The sequence below is a fragment of the Bradyrhizobium pachyrhizi genome, assembly GCF_029714545.1.
GTDB lineage: Bacteria > Pseudomonadota > Alphaproteobacteria > Rhizobiales > Xanthobacteraceae > Bradyrhizobium > Bradyrhizobium pachyrhizi.
In genome coordinates this window covers 4135078-4159833 of sequence record NZ_CP121667.1, presented here as the reverse complement: position 1 = coordinate 4159833, position 24756 = coordinate 4135078, and the positions used below count along the sequence as shown (strand labels likewise).

At 63.0% G+C, this 24756-nt stretch carries 22 protein-coding genes; 13 read left to right on the top strand and 9 right to left on the bottom strand.

Annotated features, from left to right (window positions below; genetic code table 11):
• Positions 1-11 precede the first annotated feature (11 nt).
• Entirely contained in the window at positions 12-1211 is a 1200-nt protein-coding gene (locus QA639_RS19040; RefSeq protein ID WP_283090442.1) for a DUF3644 domain-containing protein, read from the top strand.
• A gap of 105 nt (positions 1212-1316) precedes the next feature.
• Here the strand turns inward: QA639_RS19040 and QA639_RS19035 are convergent, their stop codons facing one another.
• Together QA639_RS19035 and guaA are read right to left on the bottom strand one after the other, a co-directional pair.
• Positions 1317-2237 (bottom strand): hypothetical protein, encoded by a 921-nt coding sequence (locus QA639_RS19035; RefSeq protein WP_283090441.1) that lies wholly within the window; start codon positions 2235-2237, stop codon positions 1317-1319.
• 212 nt (positions 2238-2449) lie between these two features.
• Positions 2450-4048: a glutamine-hydrolyzing GMP synthase gene (gene guaA, locus QA639_RS19030; RefSeq protein WP_283090440.1), complete on the bottom strand. Its 1599-nt coding sequence runs from the start codon at positions 4046-4048 to the stop codon at positions 2450-2452.
• A gap of 137 nt (positions 4049-4185) precedes the next feature.
• Between guaA and QA639_RS19025 the strand changes: the two genes are divergently transcribed.
• On the top strand, positions 4186-4557 hold the full coding sequence (locus QA639_RS19025; RefSeq protein ID WP_283090439.1) for a nuclear transport factor 2 family protein: 372 nt from the start codon (positions 4186-4188) through the stop codon (positions 4555-4557).
• A gap of 255 nt (positions 4558-4812) precedes the next feature.
• Entirely contained in the window at positions 4813-5145 is a 333-nt protein-coding gene (locus QA639_RS19020; protein WP_283090438.1) for a DHCW motif cupin fold protein, read from the top strand.
• A gap of 182 nt (positions 5146-5327) precedes the next feature.
• Here QA639_RS19020 and QA639_RS19015 read toward each other — a convergent pair whose 3' ends face one another.
• Positions 5328-5777 (bottom strand): winged helix-turn-helix transcriptional regulator, encoded by a 450-nt coding sequence (locus QA639_RS19015; RefSeq protein ID WP_283090437.1) that lies wholly within the window; start codon positions 5775-5777, stop codon positions 5328-5330.
• Between the two features lie 114 nt (positions 5778-5891).
• Between QA639_RS19015 and QA639_RS19010 the strand changes: the two genes are divergently transcribed.
• Entirely contained in the window at positions 5892-7175 is a 1284-nt protein-coding gene (locus QA639_RS19010; RefSeq protein WP_283090436.1) for an MFS transporter, read from the top strand.
• Positions 7176-7272: 97 nt separating this feature from the next.
• On the opposite strand, the gene QA639_RS19005 is transcribed toward QA639_RS19010, so the two are convergent.
• Both QA639_RS19005 and QA639_RS19000 read right to left on the bottom strand, forming a co-directional pair.
• The gene (locus QA639_RS19005; protein WP_283090435.1) at positions 7273-8571 is read right to left on the bottom strand and encodes an RsmB/NOP family class I SAM-dependent RNA methyltransferase; all 1299 of its coding nucleotides are present in this window, start codon (positions 8569-8571) and stop codon (positions 7273-7275) included.
• A gap of 22 nt (positions 8572-8593) precedes the next feature.
• On the bottom strand, positions 8594-9016 hold the full coding sequence (locus QA639_RS19000) for an MAPEG family protein (RefSeq protein ID WP_028335052.1): 423 nt from the start codon (positions 9014-9016) through the stop codon (positions 8594-8596).
• A gap of 389 nt (positions 9017-9405) precedes the next feature.
• Between QA639_RS19000 and QA639_RS18995 the strand changes: the two genes are divergently transcribed.
• The gene (locus QA639_RS18995) at positions 9406-10242 is read left to right on the top strand and encodes a metallophosphoesterase family protein (RefSeq protein ID WP_283090434.1); all 837 of its coding nucleotides are present in this window, start codon (positions 9406-9408) and stop codon (positions 10240-10242) included.
• Positions 10243-10248: 6 nt separating this feature from the next.
• Here the strand turns inward: QA639_RS18995 and QA639_RS18990 are convergent, their stop codons facing one another.
• The gene (locus QA639_RS18990) at positions 10249-10506 is read right to left on the bottom strand and encodes a hypothetical protein (protein WP_028335049.1); all 258 of its coding nucleotides are present in this window, start codon (positions 10504-10506) and stop codon (positions 10249-10251) included.
• A gap of 145 nt (positions 10507-10651) precedes the next feature.
• Entirely contained in the window at positions 10652-11674 is a 1023-nt protein-coding gene (locus QA639_RS18985; protein ID WP_050386721.1) for an NADP-dependent oxidoreductase, read from the bottom strand.
• A gap of 708 nt (positions 11675-12382) precedes the next feature.
• Between QA639_RS18985 and QA639_RS18980 the strand changes: the two genes are divergently transcribed.
• From QA639_RS18980 to QA639_RS18955, 6 genes are all read left to right on the top strand, one after another.
• On the top strand, positions 12383-14353 hold the full coding sequence (locus QA639_RS18980) for an AMP-binding protein (protein ID WP_283090600.1): 1971 nt from the start codon (positions 12383-12385) through the stop codon (positions 14351-14353).
• On the top strand, positions 14350-15135 hold the full coding sequence (locus QA639_RS18975) for an ABC transporter ATP-binding protein (RefSeq protein WP_050386723.1): 786 nt from the start codon (positions 14350-14352) through the stop codon (positions 15133-15135). The genes QA639_RS18980 and QA639_RS18975 overlap by 4 nt, the downstream gene beginning before the upstream one ends.
• Positions 15136-15144: 9 nt before the next feature.
• Positions 15145-16074, top strand: a complete 930-nt coding sequence (locus QA639_RS18970) for a branched-chain amino acid ABC transporter permease (RefSeq protein ID WP_080667122.1) — start codon at positions 15145-15147, stop codon at positions 16072-16074.
• Positions 16075-16089: 15 nt separating this feature from the next.
• The gene (locus tag QA639_RS18965; protein WP_283090433.1) at positions 16090-17217 is read left to right on the top strand and encodes a branched-chain amino acid ABC transporter permease; all 1128 of its coding nucleotides are present in this window, start codon (positions 16090-16092) and stop codon (positions 17215-17217) included.
• A gap of 211 nt (positions 17218-17428) precedes the next feature.
• Entirely contained in the window at positions 17429-18625 is a 1197-nt protein-coding gene (locus tag QA639_RS18960; protein ID WP_428841182.1) for an ABC transporter substrate-binding protein, read from the top strand.
• A 75-nt stretch (positions 18626-18700) separates the two neighbouring features.
• A complete protein-coding gene (locus tag QA639_RS18955; RefSeq protein WP_157344738.1) occupies positions 18701-19543 on the top strand; it encodes an ABC transporter ATP-binding protein in 843 nt (280 codons plus the stop codon).
• Positions 19544-19719: 176 nt separating this feature from the next.
• On the opposite strand, the gene guaB is transcribed toward QA639_RS18955, so the two are convergent.
• Entirely contained in the window at positions 19720-21210 is a 1491-nt protein-coding gene (guaB, locus tag QA639_RS18950) for an IMP dehydrogenase (RefSeq protein ID WP_028335041.1), read from the bottom strand.
• A gap of 183 nt (positions 21211-21393) precedes the next feature.
• Complete coding sequence (locus QA639_RS18945) at positions 21394-21645, bottom strand: hypothetical protein (protein ID WP_018271177.1); 252 nt, start codon at positions 21643-21645, stop codon at positions 21394-21396.
• Positions 21646-21887: 242 nt separating this feature from the next.
• Between QA639_RS18945 and QA639_RS18940 the strand changes: the two genes are divergently transcribed.
• Together QA639_RS18940 and QA639_RS18935 are read left to right on the top strand one after the other, a co-directional pair.
• On the top strand, positions 21888-23375 hold the full coding sequence (locus QA639_RS18940; protein WP_028335040.1) for a DHA2 family efflux MFS transporter permease subunit: 1488 nt from the start codon (positions 21888-21890) through the stop codon (positions 23373-23375).
• An 815-nt stretch (positions 23376-24190) separates the two neighbouring features.
• Positions 24191-24649, top strand: a complete 459-nt coding sequence (locus QA639_RS18935; RefSeq protein ID WP_157344743.1) for a phasin — start codon at positions 24191-24193, stop codon at positions 24647-24649.
• Positions 24650-24756: the final 107 nt, after the last annotated feature.

Here is a 24756-nt window from a genome sequence, read left to right as displayed (position 1 = left end):
ATTGCAAAGCAATGCCAGGAAATCCGACGAATCGACTTGAGCGTGGCGAGGTTGCGATCATCAAGGCAATGATGGCAGCTGCCCCGCGAAAAACAGATCAGGACATTTTAGCGTATTTTACGCGACCTACTCGCTCGATCAATCATGGGAGGATTAAAGATATTCGCGACGGCAAGACCCATGGCACTGTAGCGCCAGCCACGACAGAGGAACTGGCCGCATTCCTTGAGGCATGGCCTAACGTTGACGGCAGCGGTCTTCACATAGTTGGTGATGAACTATTGATCAAGGCCCGCGAAGCGATGCTTCATGCAGTGCAAGGTTTCAATAACCCCCGCTCCTACTTTAAGTCTGAAGTCTTCATCGTCACAGCGGTGATCGCTTGGACATACTTGATGCACGCACATTTCAGGCGTCTTGGAGTCGACTATCGGTATCGCGATCGGAGAACCGGTGAAATTCTAAGGACACGTCACGGGGCCGAGAAGCATTGGGAACTGGAAATGTGCCTTGACGACACCAACTGTCCGCTCGACGCTGCCACAAAGGCGAACCTCAGATTCCTCATCGGCATCCGCCATGAGATCGAGCATCAGATGACGCGTCGAATCGACGACTATATCAGCGCCAAATTGCAAGCTTGCTGCCTGAACTTCAACACTGCACTCCAATCAATGTTCGGCGCGGAATACGGCCTCGACCGTGAACTCGGAATAGCCTTGCAATTTGCCGGCATTGCCAAGAACCAGCGCGACCTGTTGCTCAAGGATACCGACTTGCCTACCCATTTGATCGCAGCGCATACCGCCTACGAAGACAATCTGTCGGACGAAGTCATTAGAGATCCAAAGTACGCCTATCGCGTTGCTTACATAGAACGTTCGGTCAATTCAAAGGGAAAGGCGGACCAAGTTATCGAGTTCATTCGACCAAACACCGCGGAAGGTCAGGAGATCGCACGCGTACTGATCAAGGAGGCGGAGCGCAAGAAGTACAAGCCCAAAGACATTATCGACATTGTGCGTCGCGAAGGGCATCGAGGATTCAATCAGCATGCCCATCAACTCCTGTGGAAGAGCGCCGATGCAAAGAATCCTGTTCACCAATTTGGCGTCGAGCTACGGCCTGGCGATTGGTGGTGGTACGAAAAATGGCTTGGGTACGTTCGATCGAAACTCGCATCCAGCGCATTGGGCAGGTCGGCAACATAGTCCGCATGAGCAGGGCAACATGCGGGACGAGATGTGAGGCGCTCACGGAAAAGTCTGGATACCACTCTGCCCATGCGGGCGGTGCTTGCAGTCCACTCTCGGGAACTAATGTCGAATTTTGATGACGCGAACATTTGGCATTGTCTCAGCGATGACCTCCAGAATCCCTTCAGAATGCGGCTCGAGGATCAATGCAATGTCACGTTGGCGGAATCCATAGGCATCTATTGCCCAAGCGAGACTTCCGAGATCGCTGTAAGAGAGTGAGCCCCACCTCGGCCGAAGGAAAATCGTACCGCACTCCGGACGCGTCTCGATGAATTCCATTGCAGCCCTAACGGAGGACATCGCGCCGAAGAAGTCGGTTGTGCAGGGATTCGTTGATAGCATTTCGTCGATTGCACTGGTCGAGGCGATCGTGATCACGTTGCGCGCCTCTTGCCGAGCATAAGAGACCACCAAGTTGGGCAGTCGCTTCTGCATTTGCTTGAGAGATGTAGTGCCGCCTCGAGGACTGCCAGATGCGAGCAGGTTTTCTAGCGAGAATGGTGCGCCGTCGTCAGATAGGACGACAGTGTGTGCGGCAATTGTCAGTTGGAAGCTATTCGCTCGGCCATGTGTCATTGCGTTGCGGCCAATCTCGATCACAAAGTCACGCACCGCCAATGCCGTTTGCGCCCCCCAGACACCGCTGAGATCACTGACTTGAATGGCCTCTGTGATCTCGCGTGTCAGTTCTGGCACGTAGATCGCGATGGCGACCTTCGCCAGAGCTTCGCCGGACATATCGTCGCTACTAAGTTCGCGCCCCAGTTCGTGTCGCAATCTCGCACGATGCTCTGCGAGCCGCCGCCAGTCACTCAACAATTGCGGCGTGTAGCTACATTCATCGGTGTCGATGAGTTTGCCATGCCGATAACACATCCAGATGCCGTTTTCGATCGAACGCAGTTCGTCGATACTTTTGCTACGGCCTGTTCGACGTGCAGCCGGACCGTCCGCTGCCGCATAGATGTGACAGGCCATTCCTGTCTTTGCGATACTAGTCGCCGACTCTGCACTTGGACCGATCGTCGACGCATTGCAATCTGGAAATGAGCAGCGGTGCCCTACCCGCTCGGCCAGCGCCTTGATCACGGTCGCTGGAAAGTCTGCTTCCCTCGCCACTATTCGCCAACCCTAGGATTCGTGCGAAATGAGTGTCTCGTTTCGGCCTAAGGCCTCGGCTATTTTGCCCCCTACTCCCACTCAATCGTCCCCGGCGGCTTGCTGGTCACGTCGTACACCACGCGGTTCACGCCCTTCACCTCGTTGATGATGCGCGTCGCGGTCTCCCCTAAGAACTTCATGTCGAACTGGTAGAAGTCGGCGGTCATGCCGTCGGTCGAGGTGACGGCGCGGAGGCCCACGACGTATTCGTAGGTGCGGCCGTCACCCATGACGCCGACGGTCTTCACCGGCAGCAGCACCGCAAAAGCCTGCCAGATCGCATCATAGAGGCCGTGCTTGCGGATCTGGTCGATATAGACCGCATCCGCGTTGCGCAGGATGTCGAGCTTTTCCCGGGTGATGTCGCCGGGGCAGCGGATCGCAAGGCCCGGGCCCGGGAACGGGTGGCGGCCGACGAACACTTCGGGCAGGCCGAGCTCGCGGCCGAGCACGCGCACCTCGTCCTTGAACAATTCGCGCAGCGGCTCGACCAGCTTCATGTTCATGCGGGCCGGGAGGCCGCCGACATTGTGGTGCGACTTGATGGTCACCGACGGGCCGCCGGTGAAGGAGACGCTCTCGATCACGTCGGGATAGAGCGTGCCCTGCGCCAGGAACTGCGCGCCGCCGATCTTCTTGGCTTCCGCCTCGAACACGTCGATGAACAGACGCCCGATGGTCTTGCGCTTCACCTCGGGATCGGTGACGCCTTCGAGCTCACCCAGAAACTGCTTCGACGCGTCCACGTGGACCAGCGGGATGTTGTAGTGGTTGCGGAACAGGTCGACGACGGTCTTGGCCTCGTCGAGCCGCAGCAGGCCATGATCGACGAACACGCAGGTGAGCTGGTCGCCGATCGCCTCGTGGATCAGGACCGCCGCGACGGCGGAATCGACGCCGCCGGACAGGCCGCAGATCACCTTGCCCTTGCCGACCTGGGCGCGGATCTTCTCGATCGCCTCCTCGCGGAACGCGCGCATGGTCCAGTCGCCGGTCAGCCCCGCGACCTTGCGCACGAAGTTGCGCAAGAGCTTGGCGCCATCGGGCGTGTGCACCACCTCGGGATGGAACATCAGGCCGTAATATTTGCGCGTCTCGTCCTGGATGATCGCGAACGGCGCATTCGGCGAGGTGCCGGCGACGGAGAAGCCGGGCGGCATCCTGGTGATGCGGTCGCCATGGCTCATCCACACCTGGTGCTTTTCGCCGTGGCCCCAGATGCCCTCGAACAGCTGACTGTCGGTCTTCACCTCGACATCGGCGCGGCCGAACTCGCGGTGGTGCCCGCCCTCGACCTCGCCGCCGAGTTGGGCCGCGAGCGTCATCTGGCCGTAGCAGATGCCGAGCACGGGAACGCCCGACTCGAAGATCAGCTGCGGCGCGCGCGGTGAACCGGTTTCATGCACCGATTCCGGACCGCCGGAGAGGATCACCGCCTTCGGCTTCATCTCCTTGAAGGCGGCCTCCGCCTTCTGGAACGGCACGATCTCGGAATAGACGCCCATCTCGCGGACGCGGCGGGCGATCAGTTGCGTCACCTGGCTGCCGAAATCGACAATCAGAATCTTGTCATGCGCCGAGGCCACGGAGGGCGTCGACGGTTCGCGGGCTGTGTGCTGGGCTGTCATGGCAAGCAGATACGCGACGGCGCCCGCCCCCGCAACCGCGCTCGAAGGGGCGCCCACATTCTTCTTTGGGCATGGACAAATCCATATAGGTCAGTATTATTGACCTAATTTGGCCATGAGCCGCATGGAGGAAACCAATGCCGGATTTTCACGAGCCATCCCGCCTCACCGCGCTCGGCCGCGACTGGGTCGCCGCCTGGAATGCGCGCGATCTCGAGCGCGTGCTGGCGATGTATGCCGAGGATGCCGAGATGACCTCGGACCGGATCCCACCGCTCGGCTTCGGCGCGTCAGGCACGGTGCGCGGCAAGGCCAGCTTGCGGGCCTATTGGAGCGCGGCGCTGGCGAAATTGCCCGAGCTGCATTTCGAGCTGATCGACCTCTATGTCTCGCCCGACAGCGTCGTCGTGTTCTACCAGAACGAACGCGGCAAGAAGATCTGCGAGTATCTGCGGCTGGATGACGAGGGGAAGATCCGGCAGGGCTCGGCGAACCATCTGGTGCATTAAGCTGCTGCGCCACTCCTGCTCTCTCCCGTCACCCCCGCGCAAAGGCTTCGCCTTTGTCGCTGGAGGTAGCCGCTTCTTCAGCGGCCCTCGAAGGGCGACAGCCCGGCTCCATCCCCGTCCTTCGAGGCCCGTCGAGCGTTCTTGCGCACCGCTCGACGCGCACCTCCAGCGACAACGGCTTCGCCGTTGCGCGGGGATGACGCCGGCATTTGGAGATGCAGACGCGTAGAGCCACAGAACGTCAGGATCCAGCCCATGAAAATCCCGCCCCTGCCCTTCACCGTCACCGACTGGAGCAACGTCGAGCCTTCAGTGCATCCCGGCGAGACCGGACAGGCGTTGTGGCGCACGCTCAACATCGGCGAGCTGCGGGTCCGGATGGTGGAATATTCGCCGGGCTACCTCGCCGATCACTGGTGCGATCGCGGCCATGTGCTCTACGTCGTCGCGGGCGAGCTCGACACCGAGCTGCGCGACGGCCGCAGGTTCACGCTGAAGCCGGGCATGAGCTACCAGGTCTCCGACTTCGGCGACGCCGCGCACCGTTCGTCGACCAAGACGGGGGCGACGCTGTTTATTGTGGATTGAAGAGCAACCCCGTTGTCTCCCGTCACCCTGAGGAGCGCGTAGCGCGTCTCGAAGGGCGACAGCCCGGCTCCATCCCCATCCTTCGAGGCTCGCCGCGCGTTGCTGGCGCACCGCCCGGCGCGCACCTCAGGATGACGACAGTGTTTGCGGAGACCGGCAACGAAGTAGCCGCTAACACGCACTCACCGCCGCCGCGCCACCTTCCTCACCTTCGTGTCCGCCCAGCCCAGCGGCTTGCCGCTCCTCGACGGCAGCACGAGTTGCCCGACCGCCTGCCCGGCCTGGTCGAGCAGCACTGAATGCGGCTCGCCGCGGGCGTAAAGATGCGCCTCGCCCCATTGCCGCAAGGAGACCACGATCGGGAACAGGTCGTGGCCCCGCCTGGTCAGCACATATTCCTGATAGGCGCTGCCGTCGGAGGCCGCGACCTGCTCGAGCACGCCGAGCTCGATCAGCGTGCGCAGCCGCGTCGTCAGCATGCCCTTGGCGATGCCGAGATTCTTCTGGAAGTCGCCGAACCGGCGCAGGCCGTCGAACGCGTCGCGCACGATCAGGAGCGACCACCAGTCGCCGATCGCATCCAGCGCGCGCGCCACCGGGCATTCCGCTTTGGCGAATCCGGTCCGCTTCATCGCGGCCAACCTTTCTCGATCACGATTCCGAACTGGTTCTAAAATAGGACTAGACAGTGCTTCACGCAACTGGTCTCATGATGAGACCAGATTGCGAGTTGCAGCGGAGGCAAGATGACGAACCAGATCATGGCTGAGGTCCGGCCGGCCGAGGACCATCACAAGACAAACGACAAGCCCGGCGACACCACGGCTCGCGCTCTGTCGCCCGCCGTCGTGCTGCTGTTCGCCGTCGCCTGCGGGCTGAGCGTCGCCAACATCTATTTCGCGCAGCCGCTGCTGGATACCATGGCGCTGGATCTCGCCATCGCGCCGGCGGTGATCGGCGGCGTCGTGACGCTGACCCAGGTCGGCTACGCCTTCGGCCTGATGCTGATCGTGCCGCTCGGCGACCTCTGGGACCGCCGCAGGCTGATCGTCGGCCAGACCGTGCTGTCGGCGATCGCGCTCACCATCGTCGGCACCGCGCCGAACGCCCCGGTGCTGCTTGTCGGCATGGTGCTGGTCGGGCTGCTCGCCGTCGTGATCCAGGTGCTGGTCGCCTACGCCGCGACGCTGGCAGCGCCGGCCGACCGCGGCCGCACCATCGGCACCGTCACCAGCGGCGTGGTTTCGGGCATCCTGCTGGCACGTTTTGCCGCCGGCGCGCTGGCCGATCTCGGCGGCTGGCGCGTCGTCTATCTCACCTCGGCCGCGCTGACGCTGGTGCTGGCGGCGCTGTTGGCGCGCGCGCTGCCACGGCATGCGCCGCAGCCGATGGCCGGATCGTCCTACGCCAAGCTGTTGCGTTCGACGGTCGCGCTGTTTGTCGAGGAGCACGTCTTGCGCGAGCGCGCGGTGTTCGCGCTCTTGATCTTCGCAAGCTTCAGCGTGTTCTGGAGCTCGGTCGTGCTGCCGCTCGCGGCACCTCCGCTCTCGCTGTCGCACACCACCATCGGGATGCTCGGCATCGCCGGTCTCGCCGGCGCGCTGGCGGCGCGCAATTCCGGCCGGCTCGCCGATCGCGGCTGGGGGCAGCGCACCACCGGCTTGTCGCTGCTGCTGATGCTCGCCGGCTGGGTGCCGATCGCCTGCCTCAACACCTCGCTATGGCTGGTGCTAGCCGGCGTGCTGATGATCGACTTCGCGGTGCAGGCGATCCATGTCACCAACCAGAGCCTGATCGTCGCCGCGCGCCCCGACGCGGCGAGCCGGCTGGTCGGTGGCTACATGGTGTTCTATTCGATCGGAACAGGTTTTGGCGCGATCACCTCGACGATGGCCTATGCGGCCGCCGGCTGGCCCGGCGTCTGCGTCCTGGGTGCCGCGATCAGCGCCTGCGCGTTGCTGTACTGGGTCATCGTGGCGAGCAGGACGCCGACGGCAGTTGGTGCGGCGTATGATTGCGGGCACTCATGATGTGGATTTCGTCATTCCGGGGCAATGCGTAAGCATTGAACCCGGAACCTCGAGATTCCGGGTTCGTCCTACGGACGCCCCGGAATGACGATCGCTGTTACGCCTTCTTCAACACCGAGACGAAGAACCCATCCGTGCCGGTCCGTCGCGGCGTCATCAGCAGGCCCTCGGCCGACTGCAGCGCAGCCTCGGCAAAGGCCTCGGCCTTGTCCCACAGCACCGATGCGGTCTGCTCCGGCGGCTGCACGGAAAACTCCGGATGCCGCGCGATGAAGGCCCTGACCTGCTCGCCGTTCTCTTCGGAGAGCACCGAGCAGGTGATGTAGGCGATCCGTCCGCCGCCCTTCACCAGCGGCGCGGCGCGCTCCAGCACCTCGGCCTGATCCTTCAGCCGCACCTCGAGCGCGCCGGGGCGCATGCGCCATTTGGCGTCGGGATTGCGGCGCCAGGTGCCGGTGCCGGTGCAGGGCGCGTCGATCAGCACGAGGTCTGCGGACGCCTTGATGTCGGACAGCACCTCCTCCTCGCCGCGCGGCGTGCGCACATCGCAATTGTGCACGCCGGCGCGCGACAGCCGCTCATGGATCGGCGCAAGCTGGCGCTTGTCGCTGTCGGTCGCGATCAGCCGGCCCTTGCCCTGCATCATCGCCGCCACCGCCAGCGTCTTGCCGCCGGCGCCGGCGCAGAGGTCGATTACCTGCTCGCCGGGCTTGGCCGCCGAGAACAGCGCGGCGAGCTGCGAGCCCTCGTCCTGGACCTCGACGGCACCCTTGATGAAATCCTCCTCGGCATGGATGCCCGGATTGCGCGCGTCGGCGCCGAGCTCGATGCGCAGGCCGAGCGGCGACCACGGCGTTTCCTTGGCACCGAGATGCGACAGCCGCGGCAGCACCTTCTCGCGCTTGCCGCGCAGCGTGTTGACGCGCAGATCGAGCGGCGCGCGGCTCGCCATCGCGGTCGCTTCCGCCGCGCGGTCGTCGCCGAACACCCTTGCCAGATGCGGGTCGAGCCAGTCCGGATAATCGCCCGCGACATGCGCCGGCGCATCCCTGAGCGAGCGCGAGGCCAATGCGGCCTCCTCGGTCGCGGTCAGCGGATCCGGCGCGAACCGGCCGCCGTCGCACAGCGCCTGGATCGTGGCGATGTCCATGCCGCGTTCGAGCTTGAGCATGCCGAGCACGCGCGACCGCGCGCTGGCGTCATCCATCAAATAGGCGGCGGAGGATTGCCGGCGCAGCACGTCCCAGATCAGACCGGAGATCGCGGCGCGATCGCCGGAGCCGGCATAACGGTGCGCGGTACCCCATTCCTTCAGCGCTTTCGCCGCGGGAATGCGCTGTGCGTCGATGGTGGCGATCAGCTCGATCGCGGCGGAAAGCCGGGCAGCGGGGGTCATTGATCTCTTTCGGTTGGGCGCATCAGATCAGCAGCAGCAGTCTGAGCGCGAAATACAGCCACATGGCTGCCAGCACCAGCGCGCCGGCGAACCAGACGAGCGAGCGCGGCCGCACGTCGTTGGAGGTGACGAACACGCCGGCATGGGCAAACCGCGTCACCACGAACACCCAGGACATCAGCACGATGAACAGATCGGCACGGCGCAGCGGCAGCGCAATAGCGATCAGGACATAGAACAGGATCGGCAGCTCGAACTGGTTGGCGAAGCAGTTGCCGAACTTGGTGGCCTGGGCCGGCCAGTTCGGCTCGCGCAGCGCGATGTCGGCGATCTTGGTCTCGCCGCTCGTCAGCGCCCTCGTGCGCCTCGTCGCCATGGCGAACAACAGCGCGAAGGTGAGCCCGATCTGGATGAAGACCGGTAGCAGAACCATTTGAACCGACATCAAAATCTCCCTCAGCCGCGGGCGCCCGCCGCCCTCTTAGCCGCCACTCGCGCCCAACACAATGAAGCGTGCGCGGTAACCCGTTGAACCGTGATCCGAGCCCGGGTGACCAACTCCCAGGACCAATGGCGGTTTCAGCCCCTCACGGTTGACGCGATGCGCACCATCTCCCCGATCCTCGACGACGCGGCCCGGGCAGCGGCGTGCTCGGCATGGTGACGGCAAGGCTCGTTGCGTCGGTGCGGCAACTGGCGATCCAGCGACCGTGCCAAGGCGCAAAACCAAACAAAACATCAAACAAGGCATCAAACAGAGCATCGAATAAGACGGCGAAATCGTCATTGTTCCGACTTCGCGCCGACCTATGCTCCGGCCGAAAGGAGCGATGCATGCCCCAATTTCGCCTGACACAGATCTCCGACACCCATCTCGCGCGCCGCTTCAAGCCGCTGATCGATAACTTTCATCGCGTCAGCGAGCACATCGACGCGACGCGTCCCGATCTCGTGCTCAACTCCGGCGACGTCTCGTTCGACGGCCCGACCAGCCGCGACGACCTCGCCTTCGCCAAGGAGCTGCACAACGCGCTGCCGGTCGATTGTCTCTATCTGCCGGGCAATCACGACATCGGCGACAATCCGACCGCGGTCGGCGCGCCACCGACGCAACTGCCGACCGAGGAGACGCGCGGCGCCTTCACCTCGGTGCTCGGCGAGGACCGCTGGCATTTCGACGCTGCCGGCTGGTGCTTCATCGGGCTGAATTCGCTGATCATGAACACCGGCCTCGACAGCGAGGCCGAGCAGTTCGACTGGCTCGCAGGCGCGCTCGACAAGGCCGTCGGCAGGCCGGTCGCGCTGTTCCTGCACAAGCCGCTCTATCTCGACCTGCCCTACGATGCCGAGCGCGCCGAGACCGCGATCCGCTTCGTCCCGCAGCCGGCGCGGCGCCGCCTGATCGAGATGCTCGGCAAGGTCGATTGGCGCCTGGTCGGCAGCGGCCATGTGCACCAGCGCCGCGACTACACGTTCGAGCATGTCAGACACGTCTGGGCGCCCTCGGCCGGCTTCGTCATCTCCGACGCGCGGCAGGAGGTGATCGGCATCAAGGAAACCGGTCTCGTCGAATACCGATTCCAGCCCGACAGTTTCGAGGTCCGCCACGTCAGGGCGAAGGGCCAGGTCGATGTCGACCTGGACATGCTGCTCGGCAAGGAGCCGGCCTGAGCCGCGTCAGCTCCGCGCCGCGTCGTGCAGGTCCTGCTTGATCACGGTAAGCAGCGCGTGCAGCGAATCCTTGTCGGGCTGTGGTGCCGCCGGCGCGGGCCGTGCGCGAGATACGTGCGGAATGAAGCGGACCGGCGTCGTGTCCGGCCGCTCCTCGACGAATTTTCCGTGCAAGACGTCGTCGCGGCGGCCCATGACGAACATGGTCGCCCAATAGCCGACGGCGAGGAGAATGACCCCGAAAACAATAGCTTCAAAAATCATGGCTACACCTGAAATATAGCTACATTGAATCAATTGCTGCGGGTCTCCGTCAAGCAAATGGGGGCCAAAAGGCCCCCAAATCCCCCGCCATTGTGGCGCTTTTGACACTTTGTTGCGCGGAATGGGAGCTTCCGGGGCTTCTAACTCAGGCCTTGTCCGGCCCGACCCGGACCAGCTGCTTGCCGAAATTGGCGCCCTTGAGCAGGCCCATGAAGGCCTCCGGCGCGCTGTCCAGGCCCTCGGTCACGAACTCCTTGTACTTGACCTTGCCCTCGCGCACCCACTGCGACATGTCGCGGAGGAAGTCGCCGTGCATGGCGGCGAAGTCGCTGACGATGAAGCCGCGGAAGGTCAGCCGCTTGGTCAGGATCGCGAACATGATCGACGAAGCCCATTTCGGTGCTCGCGCTTCGCGATCGTTATAGTGCGCGATCAGGCCGCACACCGGCACGCGCGCAAAAGCGTTGAGCTGCGGATAGACCGCCTCGAACACGGCGCCGCCGACATTCTCGAAGTAGACGTCGATGCCCTTCGGGCAGACTTCCTTCAATTTCGCCGCCAGATCCGGATCGCGATGATCGAGGCAGGCATCGAAGCCGAGCTCCCTGGTGACATAGTCGCACTTGTCCTTGCCGCCGGCGATGCCGACCGCACGCGCGCCCTTGATCTTCGCGATCTGGCCGACCGCCGATCCGACCGCGCCGGAGGCGCCGGCAACCACCACCGTCTCGCCCGGTTGCGGCTTGCCGATCTCGAGCAGGCCGGTATAGGCGGTCATGCCGGGCATGCCGAGCACGCCGACGGCGGTCGAGATCGGCGCGATCTTGGGATCGATCTTGGCAAGCCCCTTGCCGTCGGACAGCGCATGGGTCTGCCAGCCCGCGCGCGACAGCACGATGTCACCCTTGGCAAAGCCCGGATTGTTGGACGCGATCACCTCGCTCACCGTGCCGCCTTCCATCACGCCATCGACCGGCACCGGCGCGGCGTAGGACGGGCCGTCGTTCATGCGGCCGCGCATATAGGGATCGAGCGACAGCCAGATGGTGCGGAGCAGCACCTCGCCCGCACCCGGTGCCGGCGGCGTGTAGTCCTCGAGCCTGAAATTGGCCGACGTGGGCTCGCCGTGCGGGCGCGAAGCCAGAACGATGCGCTTTCCTTGGGACATGCGGATTTTCCTCTTGGATGATTGGTTCGTGGCGCACACGTAGTCACGCAATCCATCTCCCCGCAAGGGAGATGGATTTGCTGTTTTCCCGTTGCGTTGTTTGAAATGTTGTTTGAAATGACAGCCGTCATGCCAGGCACATTGGCGCCAACGCGATACTGTCATGTCGGGGGCGGTTCGCAGGGCACCCTGGTGGCGGCAAGTTTGTCATGGCGCGCCACCGGCAAACGAAGCGGCCATCGTCAAGTCGCCTGATCCGACCTCCCCATCCGGCACGGCGAAGCCAACGCGGTTAGACGGCCCTCCATGGGTCGCAACGAGGGCGGCCGCGTAGCTGATCGGCAATCGGTTTCCGGTCGCCCTCGAAACCTGAGTGGTGCAGGACTTCGGTCCGCTTCTCGGGACCACCCGACGGACGTGAGCTCTCCGAAGCATTGGGGTTACCTCTTGAGAGCCGACCAGCGTCTTCGCGCCGCAATGTCCGTCTGGTGGCGGCCGGATCACCTTCGGCGAATTGGCAGTCGGTAGACCTATCTCTGCCGCGCGCGGCCGCGGCAAAAACGCGACCTATCAATCTGGCACTTGTCGGACTTTCGATTCGCTGTAATCTCGGACCATGCGGCACTCGCATGTCTGTTACCCAAAAATGGGGCAGGCATCACCATAACAGGAGCGAACCAACGCTTCGGTTTTTGGATCGAGACCGACATGGCCGGCGACGGATCGTATGATACGTTTCCCAAATTGCTGCTGCGAAACACGGCACAATTTGGCGCGCGGCCAGCGTTCCGGCATAAGGACCTTGGCATCTGGCAGAGCTGGACCTGGGCTGAGGTTGCCGAGATCATTCGTAGCTATGCTGCCGGCTTGCATCGCCTTGGCTTGCGGCCGGGCGAGACAATCGCGGTCGTCGGCTCCAATCGGCCGAAGCTTTACTGGACCATGATGGCAGCGCAGACGCTGCGCGCAATCCCCGTTCCGGTCTATTCCGATGCAGTGGCTGATGAGCTCGCTTTTGTTCTCGCTCACGCCGAGGCGACGCTGGTCGCCGCGCAGGATCAGGAGCAGGTCGACAAGGTTCTGTCGGTGTCCGACCGACTGCCGCAACTCAACAGGATTATCTACGACGAACCGCGCGGAATCGACGGCTACGACCACGGCCGACTGATCGCAATCGGCGATATCATCAATGACGGCCGCACCGCGCTTGCAGCCGACCCGGCGCTTGGCGAACGGATCGATGAATCCATTCGGGCCGGCAACGGTTCGGACATCGCGATCATCCTCTACACCTCGGGAACGACCGGCGCGCCCAAGGGCGTCATGCTGTCGGCGCGAGGCTGCATCGATGCTGCAACCGACACCACGCGGTTCGACAAGTTGACCGACAAGGACGTGGTACTGGCATATCTGCCGCTGGCTTGGGCGGGCGATCATTACGTCAGCTATGCGCAAGGCCTCGTGGCTGGATTCTGCATGGCGTGCCCCGAGAGCAGCAACACAATCGAACAGGATCGGCATGAGATAGGGCCAACCTTCTACCTGGCCCCGCCACGCGGTTACGAGGCCATGCTGACGCGGCTGATGGTCCGGATGGAGGACGCAGCGCCGATCAAGCGGCGATTGTTCAGCTACTTTCTGGACGTCGCGCGGTGGTATGGCGAGCAAGTCTTGACGGGACGTCCGGTGCCGCTGTCAGGCCGATTGCTCTATGCGCTGGGACGCTGGCTGGTCTACGAGCCTCTCAAGAACGTTCTGGGCCTGTCTCAGGTGCGCGTCGCATACACCGGAGGTGAAGCGATCGGTCCGGATCTGTTTGCGTTCTACCGCGCCATCGGACTGAACCTGAAACAGCTCTACGGCCAGACCGAAGCGTTCCTCTATGTAACGTGTCAGCCCGATGGCGAGATCTACCCGGATACGGTTGGTCCGCCGGCGCCCAACGTCGCCATCCGCATCGCGGAATCGGGCGAAGTGCAGTTTCGCTCGCCCGGCATGTTCCTCGGATATTTCAAGGATCAGGCAAAGACCGCGGAAGCGATGACGTCCGATGGATACGTCAGGACCGGCGACGCGGGCTTTTTCGACGAGAAGACCGGGCATCTGAAGATCATCGATCGTGCGAAGGACGTCGGTCGATTGGCTGACGGCACGATGTTTGCTCCCAAGTACCTTGAGAACAAGCTGAAGTTCTATCCCAATATCAAGGAAGCGATCACGTTCGGTGACTCCAGAGAGTTCGTATGCGCCATGCTCAACATCGACCCGGTCGCGGTCGCGAATTGGGCGGAACGCAACAACGTCGCCTACGGGTCCTATCAGGAGCTTGCCGGCCATCCGCTGGTCTACGAGATGGTCGCCAAAGACGTCGCCGCGGTGAACCGCTCCCTGGCCGGGGAAACGGTGCTTGCCGGCGCCCAGATTCGCCGCTTCCTCATTCTGCACAAGGAGCTCGACGCGGATGACGGCGAGCTGACCCGCACGCAGAAAGTGCGCCGCCGCTTCATTGCCGAACGCTATGCGTCGTTGGTCACGGCACTCTACAACGGAGCGCATGACGCCGACATTTCCACGGAAGTCACGTTTGAGGATGGCCGGAAGGGCACGATCGCGGCACGAGTCGAGATTCGCGACATGCAAATCATCGGTCCGGCAGAATCGCTGGGAAGAGCAGCATGAGAGCGCCAAACGCCAACGAAATCCTGCTGCAGGTCGAGGGCGTGGCACTGGCCTTCGGCGGCGTCAAGGCGTTGCGGGACGTCTCGTTCAACGTCAAAAAAGGCGAAATTCGCGCCATCATCGGCCCCAACGGCGCCGGCAAAACCTCAATGCTGAACGTCGTCAACGGGTTCTATCATCCCAACCATGGCGCCATCACCTTCAAGGGAAGCACCCGGTCCAAAATGCAGCCGTTCGAGGCGGCGCGCGGCGGCATCGCGCGCACCTTTCAGAATGTCGCCCTGTTCAAGGGCATGAGCGCGCTCGACAACATCATGGCAGGCCGCACCTTGAAGGTACGCCGGGGGCTGTTGTGGCAACTGCTGCGTTATGGCCCTGCCCTCGCAGAGGAGATCGAGCATCGGCGCAAGGTCGAGGAGATCATCGACTTCCTGGAGATCGAGACAATCCGCAAGGTACCGGTCGGGCGTCTGCCATACGGCTTGCAGAAGCGTGTCGAACTCGGTCGCGCTCTGGCGATGGAGCCCGACCTTCTGCTCCTGGACGAGCCGATGGCAGGCATGAACCTGGAGGAGAAGGAGGACATGTCGCGGTTCATCATTGATGTGAACAACCATTACGGCACGACCATTGCCCTGATCGAGCACGACATGGCCGTGGTCATGGATCTGTCGGACCGCGTGGCGGTGCTTGATCACGGCGTGAAGATCGCCGACGGCACGCCTGATGAAGTGAAGAGAAGTCAAGCCGTCATCGACGCATATCTTGGCGTCGCGCATTGAGGTGCGTCCATGATCGCACTGGGTCAGTTTCTCGAGGTCCTGATCGGCGGATTGATGTCCGGCGTGCTCTATTCGCTGGTCGCACTCGGCTTCGTGCTGATCTTCAAGGCATCCGGCGTATTCAACTATGCGCAGGGAGCCATGGTGTTGCTCGCGGGATTGGCGCTGGTTCGCGCCCTCGACCTCCTGGTCGCCAACGGCCTTCCGCTTTGGGTCGCGGTCATCCTCGCTATCGGCTTTGCCGCCGTGATCATGGCGGCAACCGCTTGGCTGATCGAGCGATTCGTGATCGGACCTCTCGTCAATCAGGACGGCTTGACGCTGTTCATGTCGACGATCGGCGTGACATTCGTCATCGAGGGCGCCGCGGAGATGATCTTCGGATCGGATGTCTACCCGTTGCGGCTGTTCCCGACCGACGCCTGGTTCTTGTTTGAAGGCCTGTTCCCGGGCGGGATTCTGGTCAACAAGCTGGATGTCTGGGGCGCATTGATCGCGGGCGTCCTGGTCGCCGGCCTCGCGGTCTTCTTTCAGCGCACCAAGACCGGTCGCGCGCTCAGAGCCGTGGCCGACGACCATTTGGCCGCGCACTCGATCGGGATTCCAATCAGTTGGATTTGGTTCGTGGTCTGGCTCGTTGCTGGCCTCGTTGCACTCGTCGCGGCGACCGTGTGGGGGACCAAGCTTGGCGTGCAGTTCTCCATCACGTTTCTCGCGCTGAAGGCTTTGCCAGTCCTGATCATCGGCGGCCTCACCTCCATTCCCGGAGCCATCGTCGGCGGGCTCATTGTCGGGGCCGGTGAGAAGCTCGCAGAGGTATATCTCGGGCCATCCATCGGCGGCGGCATCGAATATTGGTTTGCCTACGTGCTGGCGCTGGCGGTGCTTCTCCTGCGGCCGCAGGGCCTGTTCGGCGAGCGGATCATCGAACGCGTCTGAGGCAAGGAGGTCGTTGTGCTCTATCGCGAAGCCGGCCAGTTCAAGGCGACCTATGCGGAGGATATGGCGATCTTCCCGATCCGGCAGGATCGTATTGCCCTCGCTGTCTTGCTCGGAATTGCTTTCATTGGCGTGCCGCTGCTGGCCACCTTCCGGATCTGGCCGTTCGGCACCGACTATCTGTTGTGGGCCATCCTGCTGCCCTTCCTCATCCTGGCGCTTGCCGCCATCGGGACAAACATTCTCGTCGGCTATTGCGGCCAGATCTCGCTCGGCAGCGGCGCGTTCATGGCCATCGGCGCCTATTCCGCCTACAAGCTGGCGACCGGCGTTCATATCCCGCTTGCCTGGCTTGGCTTTGCGATCGCGATCCCACCGTTGCCCGTGTTGGCATCCATTCTGCTCGGCGGGTTCATGGCCGCGGGTGCCGGAATCCTGTTCGGCATTCCCAGTCTGCGGATCAAGGGTCTCTACTTGGCAGTCGCAACGCTCGCCGCGCAGTTCTTCTTCGATTGGGCGTTCCTGCGGCTCCCGTGGTTCACCAACTACGCCCCGTCGGGATCAGTGAATGCGCCGGAACTGGATTTCTTCGGCATGGTCGTTCGCACACCGGTCGAGCGTTACCTGCTTTGCCTGGCCGTCGCGACCGTCATGGCGGTGTTGGCGAAAAATCTCGTGCGCGGCAATCTCGGCAGGCAGTGGATGGCGATCCGCGACATGGATATTGCCGCCGAGCTGATCGGCATCAGGCCGCTCTATGCAAAACTAACGGCTTTCGCGGTCTCTTCGTTCATCATCGGCGTGGCGGGTGCGCTCTGGGCGTTCGTCTACCTCGGTTCATGGGAGCCGCTCGCGTTCTCGATCGACCGCTCGCTTGAGCTTCTGTTCATGGTCATCATCGGCGGGCTCGGCTCGATCATGGGTTCGTTCATCGGAGCAGCGTTCATCCTCATCGTGCCGATCATGCTGAATGTGATTCCGACCAAGCTCGGCCTGCCACTGTCGACGCAAACGATCACTCACCTCCAGTTCATCATCTTCGGATCCCTGATCTGCTATCTGCTCATCAAGGAACCCCATGGCTTCGCCCGGCTGATATCGATCGGCAAGGAGAAGCTCAGACTTTGGCCGTTTCCCTATTGAGGCAGCGATCGTGCCTTGATCGCAATCGAGTGACGGCCGCCGACAACGGAGAGGAAGGAAGTACCGCAAGGAGGATATCAATATGGCAAGTATTGCACGCAGGTTACTGATACTCGCGACAGCCTTGGGCGGCGCGGCACTTAGCGCACCGGCCGCAGCGCAAAACGAACAGTTCATCCCAATTCTGTCCTACCGGACCGGACCGTACGCTGTGAACGGCGCGCCCTACGCAAACGGCGTCGTAGACTATTACAACCTGATCAATGAACGTGACGGCGGCATCAACGGCGTCAAGATTCTGATCGAGGAATGCGAGACGGGCTACGCGACCGACAAGGGAGTGGAGTGTTACGAGCGTCTCAAGAGCAAAGGACCAACCGGCGCGGCCTTCATCAATCCGCTGTCGACCGGGATCACCTTCGCACTCACCGAAAAGACCGCGGCTGACAAGATCCCGATCATCACGATGGGGTATGGCCGTGCCGATTCCAAGAACGGCGCGGTGTTCGCATACAATTTTCCGTTGCTCGGCACGTATTGGTCCGCGGCCGACATCGCGATCCAGCACGTCGCCAAGGAACTCGGCGGCTTCGACAAGCTGAAAGGCAAAAAGATTTCGCTGCTGTACCATGACAGCCCCTATGGCAAAGAGCCAATTCCAATGCTGCAGGTGCTGGCGCAGAAGTACGGCTTTGAGTTCACGCCGATTCCCGTCACGCATCCCGGCGTCGAGCAGAAGTCGCAATGGCTGGCGATCCGCCAGCATCGGCCCGACTATGTCCTGGTCTGGGGCTGGGGCGTCATGAACAGCACGGCAATCAAGGAAGCCGCCGCCGTCGCCTATCCGCGCGACAGGATGATCGGTGTTTGGTGGTCGGGCGCGGAGCCGGATGTGACGCCGGCGGGCGATCAGGCCAGCGGTTACAAATCGTTGATGCTTCAGCATGGCGCAGGAAAATTCCCCGCGCACGCCGACATAGAGAAGTACGTCTACGCCAAGGGAAAGGGTTCGACAGAACCTGGCAAGATCGGCGAAGTCCTCTACAACCGCGGCATCACGAATGCCATGCTCGGCGTAGAGGCGATCCGCAAGGCGCAAGAAAAATTCGGCAAGCAACCGCTGACGGGCGAGCAGGTCCGTTGGGGGCTTGAGAACCTCATCCTCACCGATGCACGAATCAAGGAGCTCGGCTTCGAGGGGATGTTGAAGCCGGTCAGCATTTCCTGCTCCGACCACGAAGGCGCGCGCTACGGGCGCGTCCAGCAATGGGATGGCAAGGGTTGGAAAGTGATCTCCGACTGGTACACGGCTGACGAATCGCTGATCGAACCGCTCGTCGCCGATGTGTCCGCGAAGTATGCCGCGGAGAAGAAGATCAAGCCGCGCGACTGCGCGAAGGAAACCTGACCCCGTGCGAGTGATCCGGGAGGCAGGGTTGCCTGCTCCCGGATCCCAGCCCCTGCTCCGTTTGGAGGTCTGCGCATGTCAACCGCCAAGGTCGTCACCGCCGCGACGGAAGCGGCAGCGCTGATCCTATCGGTCAACAATATCGAGGTTGTCTACGATCACGTCATTCTCGTGTTGAAGGGCGTCTCGCTGGAGGTCCCGCGAGGCGGCATTGTTGCGCTTCTCGGCGCCAACGGCGCCGGCAAGACGACAACGCTGAAGGCGGTCTCCAATCTGCTGCACGCAGAGCGCGGCGAGGTCACCAAGGGCTCGATCCTGTTCAACGGCGTCGAGGTGAAGTCCCTGTCGCCAAACGACGTGGTGCGACGCGGCTGCATCCAGGTGATGGAGGGGCGGCGTGCCTTCCCTCATCTCACGGTCGAGGAGAACATCCTGACCGGCGCCTTTACGCGGACGGACGGCAAGCTCGCGATCGCGCAGGACCTTGAACGTGTCTACGCTTATTTCCCCCGCCTCAAAGAGCGACGCAATTCCACCGCCGGCTATACGTCGGGCGGCGAACAGCAGATGTGCGTGATTGGCCGCGCGCTGATGTCGCGCCCGAAGATGATCCTGCTCGACGAACCATCGATGGGCCTCGCGCCGCAGATCGTCGAAGAGATCTTCGAGATCGTGAAGGATCTCAACACCAAGGAAGGTGTGTCGTTTCTTCTCGCCGAGCAGAACACCAATATGGCGCTCAGATATGCGAGCCACGGCTACATCCTCGAAAACGGCCGTGTGGTGATGGACGGCGAGGCGCACGCGCTCGCCGCAAATGAGGACGTCAAGGAGTTCTATCTTGGCGTCGCCGGAGAGAAGCGAAAATCATACCGCGATGTGAAGCACTACAAGCGGCGCAAGCGCTGGCTCGCCTAGAGCATGATCCGGAAAAGTGCGAAGCGGTTTTCCGGAAAGATCATGCTTAAACAACGAGCTAGAGCGCGATGACGATTCAACATGATCTCATCGCGCTTTAGCAGATGATGGCATCCCGGAATCCCGAGACCCCGGGTTCGGTCGTTCGGACCGCCCCGGAATGACGGTGCTTGGGCTTACACCCCGCCCGGATAGTTCGGGGCTTCGCGCGTGATAGTGACGTCGTGGACGTGGCTCTCGCGCAGACCGGCGCCGGTGATGCGGACGAATTCGGCCTTGTCGTGGAAATCCCTGATGTCCTTGGCGCCGACATAGCCCATCGCAGCGCGCAGGCCGCCGGCGAGTTGGTGCATCACATTGCCGACCGGACCCTTGTAGGGCACCTGGCCCTCGATGCCTTCAGGGACGAGCTTCAGCGTGTCCTTGATGTCCTGCTGGAAGTAGCGGTCGGCCGAGCCGCGCGCCATCGCGCCGACCGAGCCCATGCCGCGATAGGCCTTGTAGGAGCGGCCCTGCCACAGGAAGACTTCACCCGGGGTCTCGTCGGTGCCGGCGAGCAGCGAGCCGACCATGGCGATGTCGGCGCCGGCGGCGAGCGCCTTGGCGAGGTCGCCGGAATATTTGATGCCGCCGTCGGCGATCACGGGCACGTCGGCCTTCTTCGCCGCCGCCACCGCATCCATGATCGCGGTGAGCTGCGGCACGCCGACGCCGGCGACGATGCGCGTGGTGCAGATCGAGCCCGGGCCGATGCCGACCTTGATGCAGTCCGCGCCGGCATCGATCAGTGCCTGCGCGCCGCCCTCGGTCGCGACGTTGCCGGCCACCACCTGCACCGCGTTGGAGAGCCGCTTGATGCGGTTGACGGCGTTGAGCACGTGGCGCGAATGGCCGTGCGCGGTGTCGACCACGACGACGTCGACGCCGGCATCGATCAGCCGCTCGGTGCGTTCATAGCCGGTCTCGCCGACCGTGGTGGCGGCGGCGACGCGCAGGCGGCCATGCTCGTCCTTGCAGGCGAGCGGATGAGCGACCGCCTTCTCGATGTCCTTGACGGTGATCAGGCCGACGCAGCGATATTGATCGTCGACGACGAGCAGCTTCTCGATGCGATGCTTGTGCAGCATCCGCTTCGCCTCGTCCTGGCCGACGCCCTCGCGCACCGTGACGAGGTTCTCGTGCGTCATCAGCTCCGAGACCTTTTGCCGGGGATCGCTGGCGAAGCGCACGTCGCGGTTGGTCAGGATGCCGACCAGCTTGCCCGGCACGTTCTTGGCGGCACCGGTGACGACCGGAATGCCCGAGATGCCGTTCTCCTTCATCAGGGTCAGCGCATCGGCCAGCGTGGCGTCGGGGCCGATGGTCAGCGGATTGACCACCATGCCGGACTCGAACTTCTTGACCTGCCGCACCTGCGCGGCCTGGCCCTCCGGATCGAAGTTGCGGTGGATGACGCCGAGACCGCCGGCCTGCGCCATCGCGATCGCCATGCGCGCCTCGGTGACGGTGTCCATCGCGGACGCCATGATCGGGATATTGAGCGAGATCGCGCGGGTGACGCGCGAGCGAATATCGACTTCCGAGGGAAGCACGTCGGACAAGCCGGGCTTCAGCAGCACATCGTCGAACGTGAAGGCTTCGCGGATAGCCGGAAATCCCGTGGCCATTGCCAACTCCTTTATCTGCGGCCCAGCCGCGATGGTCTTACGGATGAACGCCGCCTGCGGCGACGCTCGCTGCGTCACCGTCGAATCGGCGCCCATCGGTGGGGTTGACGCTGGTCGATAGCATGGCGGCATGACGAATCAAAGTGTTTGCCAGCCATGCACAGGCCTTTTTAGGGGGCCGGTTCAGGGCGCCCGGTAACCCGGCGGCGGCCCATGGCGGCGGATCGCCTCGACCATTTCGCGATGGCGCCGGTCCTCGCGCTTCATGTGGACCGCGATCACGGCATGGGCCGACGGCACCAGCAGCAACACGTGGAAAAACAGCCCGAAAACCGCGCAAAACACGATCAGGACCAGATTGAAGATGGCCGAAAACGGCTGTCCGTTCAGGAGCAGCCCGATCGGCGGCAAGAGAGCGGCGAGGACGTAGATCACGGCACACCTTCCAGAGCGTTTTCGAGCGAAGTGGATACCGGTTCGCGTGAAGAAAACGCGTCAAAACATCAATCCAAGGCCTCCGCTCCGATCCTATCGGAACGGAAAGGCTCTGACACGGGCGGATGCATACCAGCGTCACGCTGGATTTAGGGCGTTTGGTCGGTTCCGCAATAGCGTGGCCGAGGGCAGGATGATATGGCCCCCTCGCCCGCCTTTTTCAGCACAGCTGTCCTGTTTTGATGAACAAGCAACGCCTGATCCCGCTCATCGTGGCCACCGCCCTGTTCATGGAAAACATGGACTCCACGGTGATCGCGACCTCGCTGCCCGCGATCGCCGCCGATATCGGCACCAGCCCGCTGACGCTGAAACTGGCGATCACCTCCTACCTGCTGTCGCTCGCGGTGTTCATCCCGGCGAGCGGCTGGACCGCGGACCGCTTCGGCGCCCGCATCGTGTTTGCCGGCGCCGTCGGCGTATTCATGCTGGGCTCGATCGGCTGCGCACTGTCGTCCTCGGTGACCGATTTCGTGTTCGCCCGCATCCTGCAGGGCCTCGGCGGGGCGATGATGACCCCGGTCGGGCGGCTGGTGCTGCTGCGCTCGGTCGACAAGAGCGCGCTGGTCAACGCGATGGCCTGGGTGACGGTCCCGGCGCTGATCGGCCCGGTGATCGGGCCGCCGCTCGGCGGCTTCATCACCACCTATTTCTCCTGGCACTGGATCTTCCTGATCAACATCCCGATTGGCCTGCTCGGCATCTTCCTGGCGCTGAAATACATCGACCCGATCAAGAGCGAGGATCCCGAGCGCTTCGATCTCATGGGACTGGTGCTGGCCGGGATCGGCCTCGCCGGCATCGCATTCGGGCTGTCGGTGGCCGGGCTCAATCTGCTGCCGTGGTCGATCGTCGCCGCGCTGGTCTCCGTCGGCACGGTCTCGATGACGCTTTACGTCATCCACGCGCGGCGGACCGGTTCGCCGGTGCTCGATTTCGGCTTGCTGCGGCTGCCGACCATGCGCGCGTCGATCATCGGCGGCTTCATGTTCCGGCTCGGCATCGGCGCGCTGCCGTTCCTGCTGCCGCTGCTGATGCAGGTCGGCTTCGGCCTGTCGCCGTTCCAGTCCGGTCTCGTCACCTTTGCGTCGGCGGTCGGCGCCATGGGCATGAAGACGCTGGCGGCGCGCATCATCCGCGCCTTCGGCTTCCGCAACATGATGACCGTCAACGCGGTGGTCAGTTCGGCCTTCCTCGCCGCCTGCGCCCTGTTCACGATCTCGACGCCGCTGATGCTGATCTTCACCATCCTGGTGGTCGGCGGCTTCTTCCGCTCGCTGCAATTCACCGCGATCAACACTGTGGCCTATGCCGAGGTCGAGGCGCCGCAGATGAGCCGGGCCACGACCCTCGTCAGCGTCAACCAGCAGCTCGCGGTGTCCGCGGGCGTCGCGGTCGGCGCGTTCTCGGTCGAAACCACGCTGGCGCTGCATCACCAGACCGAGCTCTCCGCCGACGTGTTCGCGCCCGCCTTCATCGTGGTCTCGCTGATCTCGGCGGCCTCGGCCTGGTTCTTCTGGCAGATGCCGGCCGAGGCCGGCAACGAGATCGCCGGCCGCAAGGCGATCGACATCTCGAGCCGCAAGGGCGCCGAGAAGCGCGCCGCCACTGACGCCGTCAAGGCAGCGACCGAGGACACCCAGAACGCGCGCGATCAGCGCCTCGGCTAGTCGATCGAACGAGCCGTCTCCGAGGCACGGACACTGCAAACCGCCGTCTGGTCACGGCCGGGCCCTTAGGGGTGGCCGGTCATTCCGCCTTGCTGCCCTCGATCCGGGCGTTCGATAAGTTCGTATGTGGGAACGTGGGTCGCTTCCAGCCACGATTCCAGCGCAGCTCCGCAGACCGTGCAGATCGCATCACCCGTATGCGGCACCAAGAACTTCTCTTCGGTGCGTCTGTACTCGGCGCCGCAATTGCATTGAACAATGGTCGCCATGTCAGAAGTATGCGCCCGCGGTTTCCAATTTTCCAGTCCGGCGCGAAACGGCCCCGGTGCGCGAAACTGACGCTGCACCAAGGCCGCCAACCCGTGGGGGGTTTTCTCCCGGTGGGCTTGGGGGGCATTGGCCGGGAGCAAAGGAATCGACTCCGGCCACGCACCGAGGTTCCAAGCAGTCGCGCCGAAATGTCGTGCTGCGCGCCTTCCGATCAGGATGACATCCGACCACGCACCCTCCTGAGGCAAGCGGTCGGGATGTCCAGCCGCACCGGCTGCGCCACCGCCGCGATCGGTGGCTGAACGCCCCGCGGTGGCACGATACGACGGCCGTTTCGTCCCGGAAAAAAATCTCCGCGAGAGTCAGAAAGCGAACGGAAGCTGCACCGCCGATCCTGCATAGTCCTGCTCAAGCGGGCACGCGGTGACCCGGCATCAGCAAAAAAACAGGTGGAAGGGAGCGCGCCAGCTACGCTTCCTCAGCGTCCGTGCACCGCGAGGCGCGGGTTTTCCTTGATTTGGTTTCGCTTGAAAGGATCAGAGCCAGTGAGTGACGTCCAGACGAATGAAGTGAGCGACAATCCGAAAGCCGGCGGCTTTGGCCTGCCCCTGTTCGCGCTGCCCCAGGCCTTTCAGGGTATCGCCGAACAAAATGCGAGGCGTGCCCGGGAACAGTTCGAGAAGGTCAAGGAAGCCTCGGAGGAAATCTCCGTCTTGCTCAAGGAGGCATATGCGGTCAACGCCAAGGGCGCCGCGGATTACGCAGCCAAGGTGATCGAGATCTCGCATGCCAACGCCAGTTCGGCCCTCGCGTTCATATCCGAACTCGCCGGCACCAGGTCGCTGTCGGAAGTCATCCAGCTTTCGGCCGATCACGGCCGCAAGAATTTCGAAATCACGACCGCGCAGAATAAGGAGCTCTGGGAGATCGCGAAGAAGGTCGCGACCGAGACCTCCGAGCCGATCAAGAAGAGCTTTGCAAAGACCCTGAAAACACCTTCCTGAGGAGCCGCCCCCCCCCCGCTCCCAGGCCGGCTGGACCAAACGTCTCCGATCAGAAGGGGCGCGGTCCAGCCGACGGTGCGCGGGAGCCGCAATTTCTCACATTGGAG

Coding starts and splice junctions, on each gene's coding strand:
- QA639_RS19020 (WP_283090438.1), top strand. CDS start 4,813: ATGAAAATCCCGCCCCTGCCCTTCACCGTCACCGACTGGAGCAACGTC.
- QA639_RS18970 (WP_080667122.1), top strand. CDS start 15,145: ATGATCGCACTGGGTCAGTTTCTCGAGGTCCTGATCGGCGGATTGATG.
- guaA (WP_283090440.1), bottom strand. CDS start 4,048: ATGACAGCCCAGCACACAGCCCGCGAACCGTCGACGCCCTCCGTGGCC.
- QA639_RS19005 (WP_283090435.1), bottom strand. CDS start 8,571: ATGACCCCCGCTGCCCGGCTTTCCGCCGCGATCGAGCTGATCGCCACC.
- QA639_RS18975 (WP_050386723.1), top strand. CDS start 14,350: ATGAGAGCGCCAAACGCCAACGAAATCCTGCTGCAGGTCGAGGGCGTG.
- QA639_RS18990 (WP_028335049.1), bottom strand. CDS start 10,506: ATGATTTTTGAAGCTATTGTTTTCGGGGTCATTCTCCTCGCCGTCGGC.
- QA639_RS19025 (WP_283090439.1), top strand. CDS start 4,186: ATGCCGGATTTTCACGAGCCATCCCGCCTCACCGCGCTCGGCCGCGAC.
- QA639_RS18995 (WP_283090434.1), top strand. CDS start 9,406: ATGCCCCAATTTCGCCTGACACAGATCTCCGACACCCATCTCGCGCGC.
- QA639_RS19035 (WP_283090441.1), bottom strand. CDS start 2,237: ATGGCCTGTCACATCTATGCGGCAGCGGACGGTCCGGCTGCACGTCGA.
- QA639_RS19000 (WP_028335052.1), bottom strand. CDS start 9,016: ATGTCGGTTCAAATGGTTCTGCTACCGGTCTTCATCCAGATCGGGCTC.
- QA639_RS18985 (WP_050386721.1), bottom strand. CDS start 11,674: ATGTCCCAAGGAAAGCGCATCGTTCTGGCTTCGCGCCCGCACGGCGAG.
- QA639_RS19040 (WP_283090442.1), top strand. CDS start 12: ATGCCAGGAAATCCGACGAATCGACTTGAGCGTGGCGAGGTTGCGATC.
- QA639_RS19010 (WP_283090436.1), top strand. CDS start 5,892: ATGACGAACCAGATCATGGCTGAGGTCCGGCCGGCCGAGGACCATCAC.
- QA639_RS18980 (WP_283090600.1), top strand. CDS start 12,383: ATGGCCGGCGACGGATCGTATGATACGTTTCCCAAATTGCTGCTGCGA.
- QA639_RS18955 (WP_157344738.1), top strand. CDS start 18,701: ATGTCAACCGCCAAGGTCGTCACCGCCGCGACGGAAGCGGCAGCGCTG.
- QA639_RS19015 (WP_283090437.1), bottom strand. CDS start 5,777: ATGAAGCGGACCGGATTCGCCAAAGCGGAATGCCCGGTGGCGCGCGCG.
- QA639_RS18940 (WP_028335040.1), top strand. CDS start 21,888: ATGAACAAGCAACGCCTGATCCCGCTCATCGTGGCCACCGCCCTGTTC.
- guaB (WP_028335041.1), bottom strand. CDS start 21,210: ATGGCCACGGGATTTCCGGCTATCCGCGAAGCCTTCACGTTCGACGAT.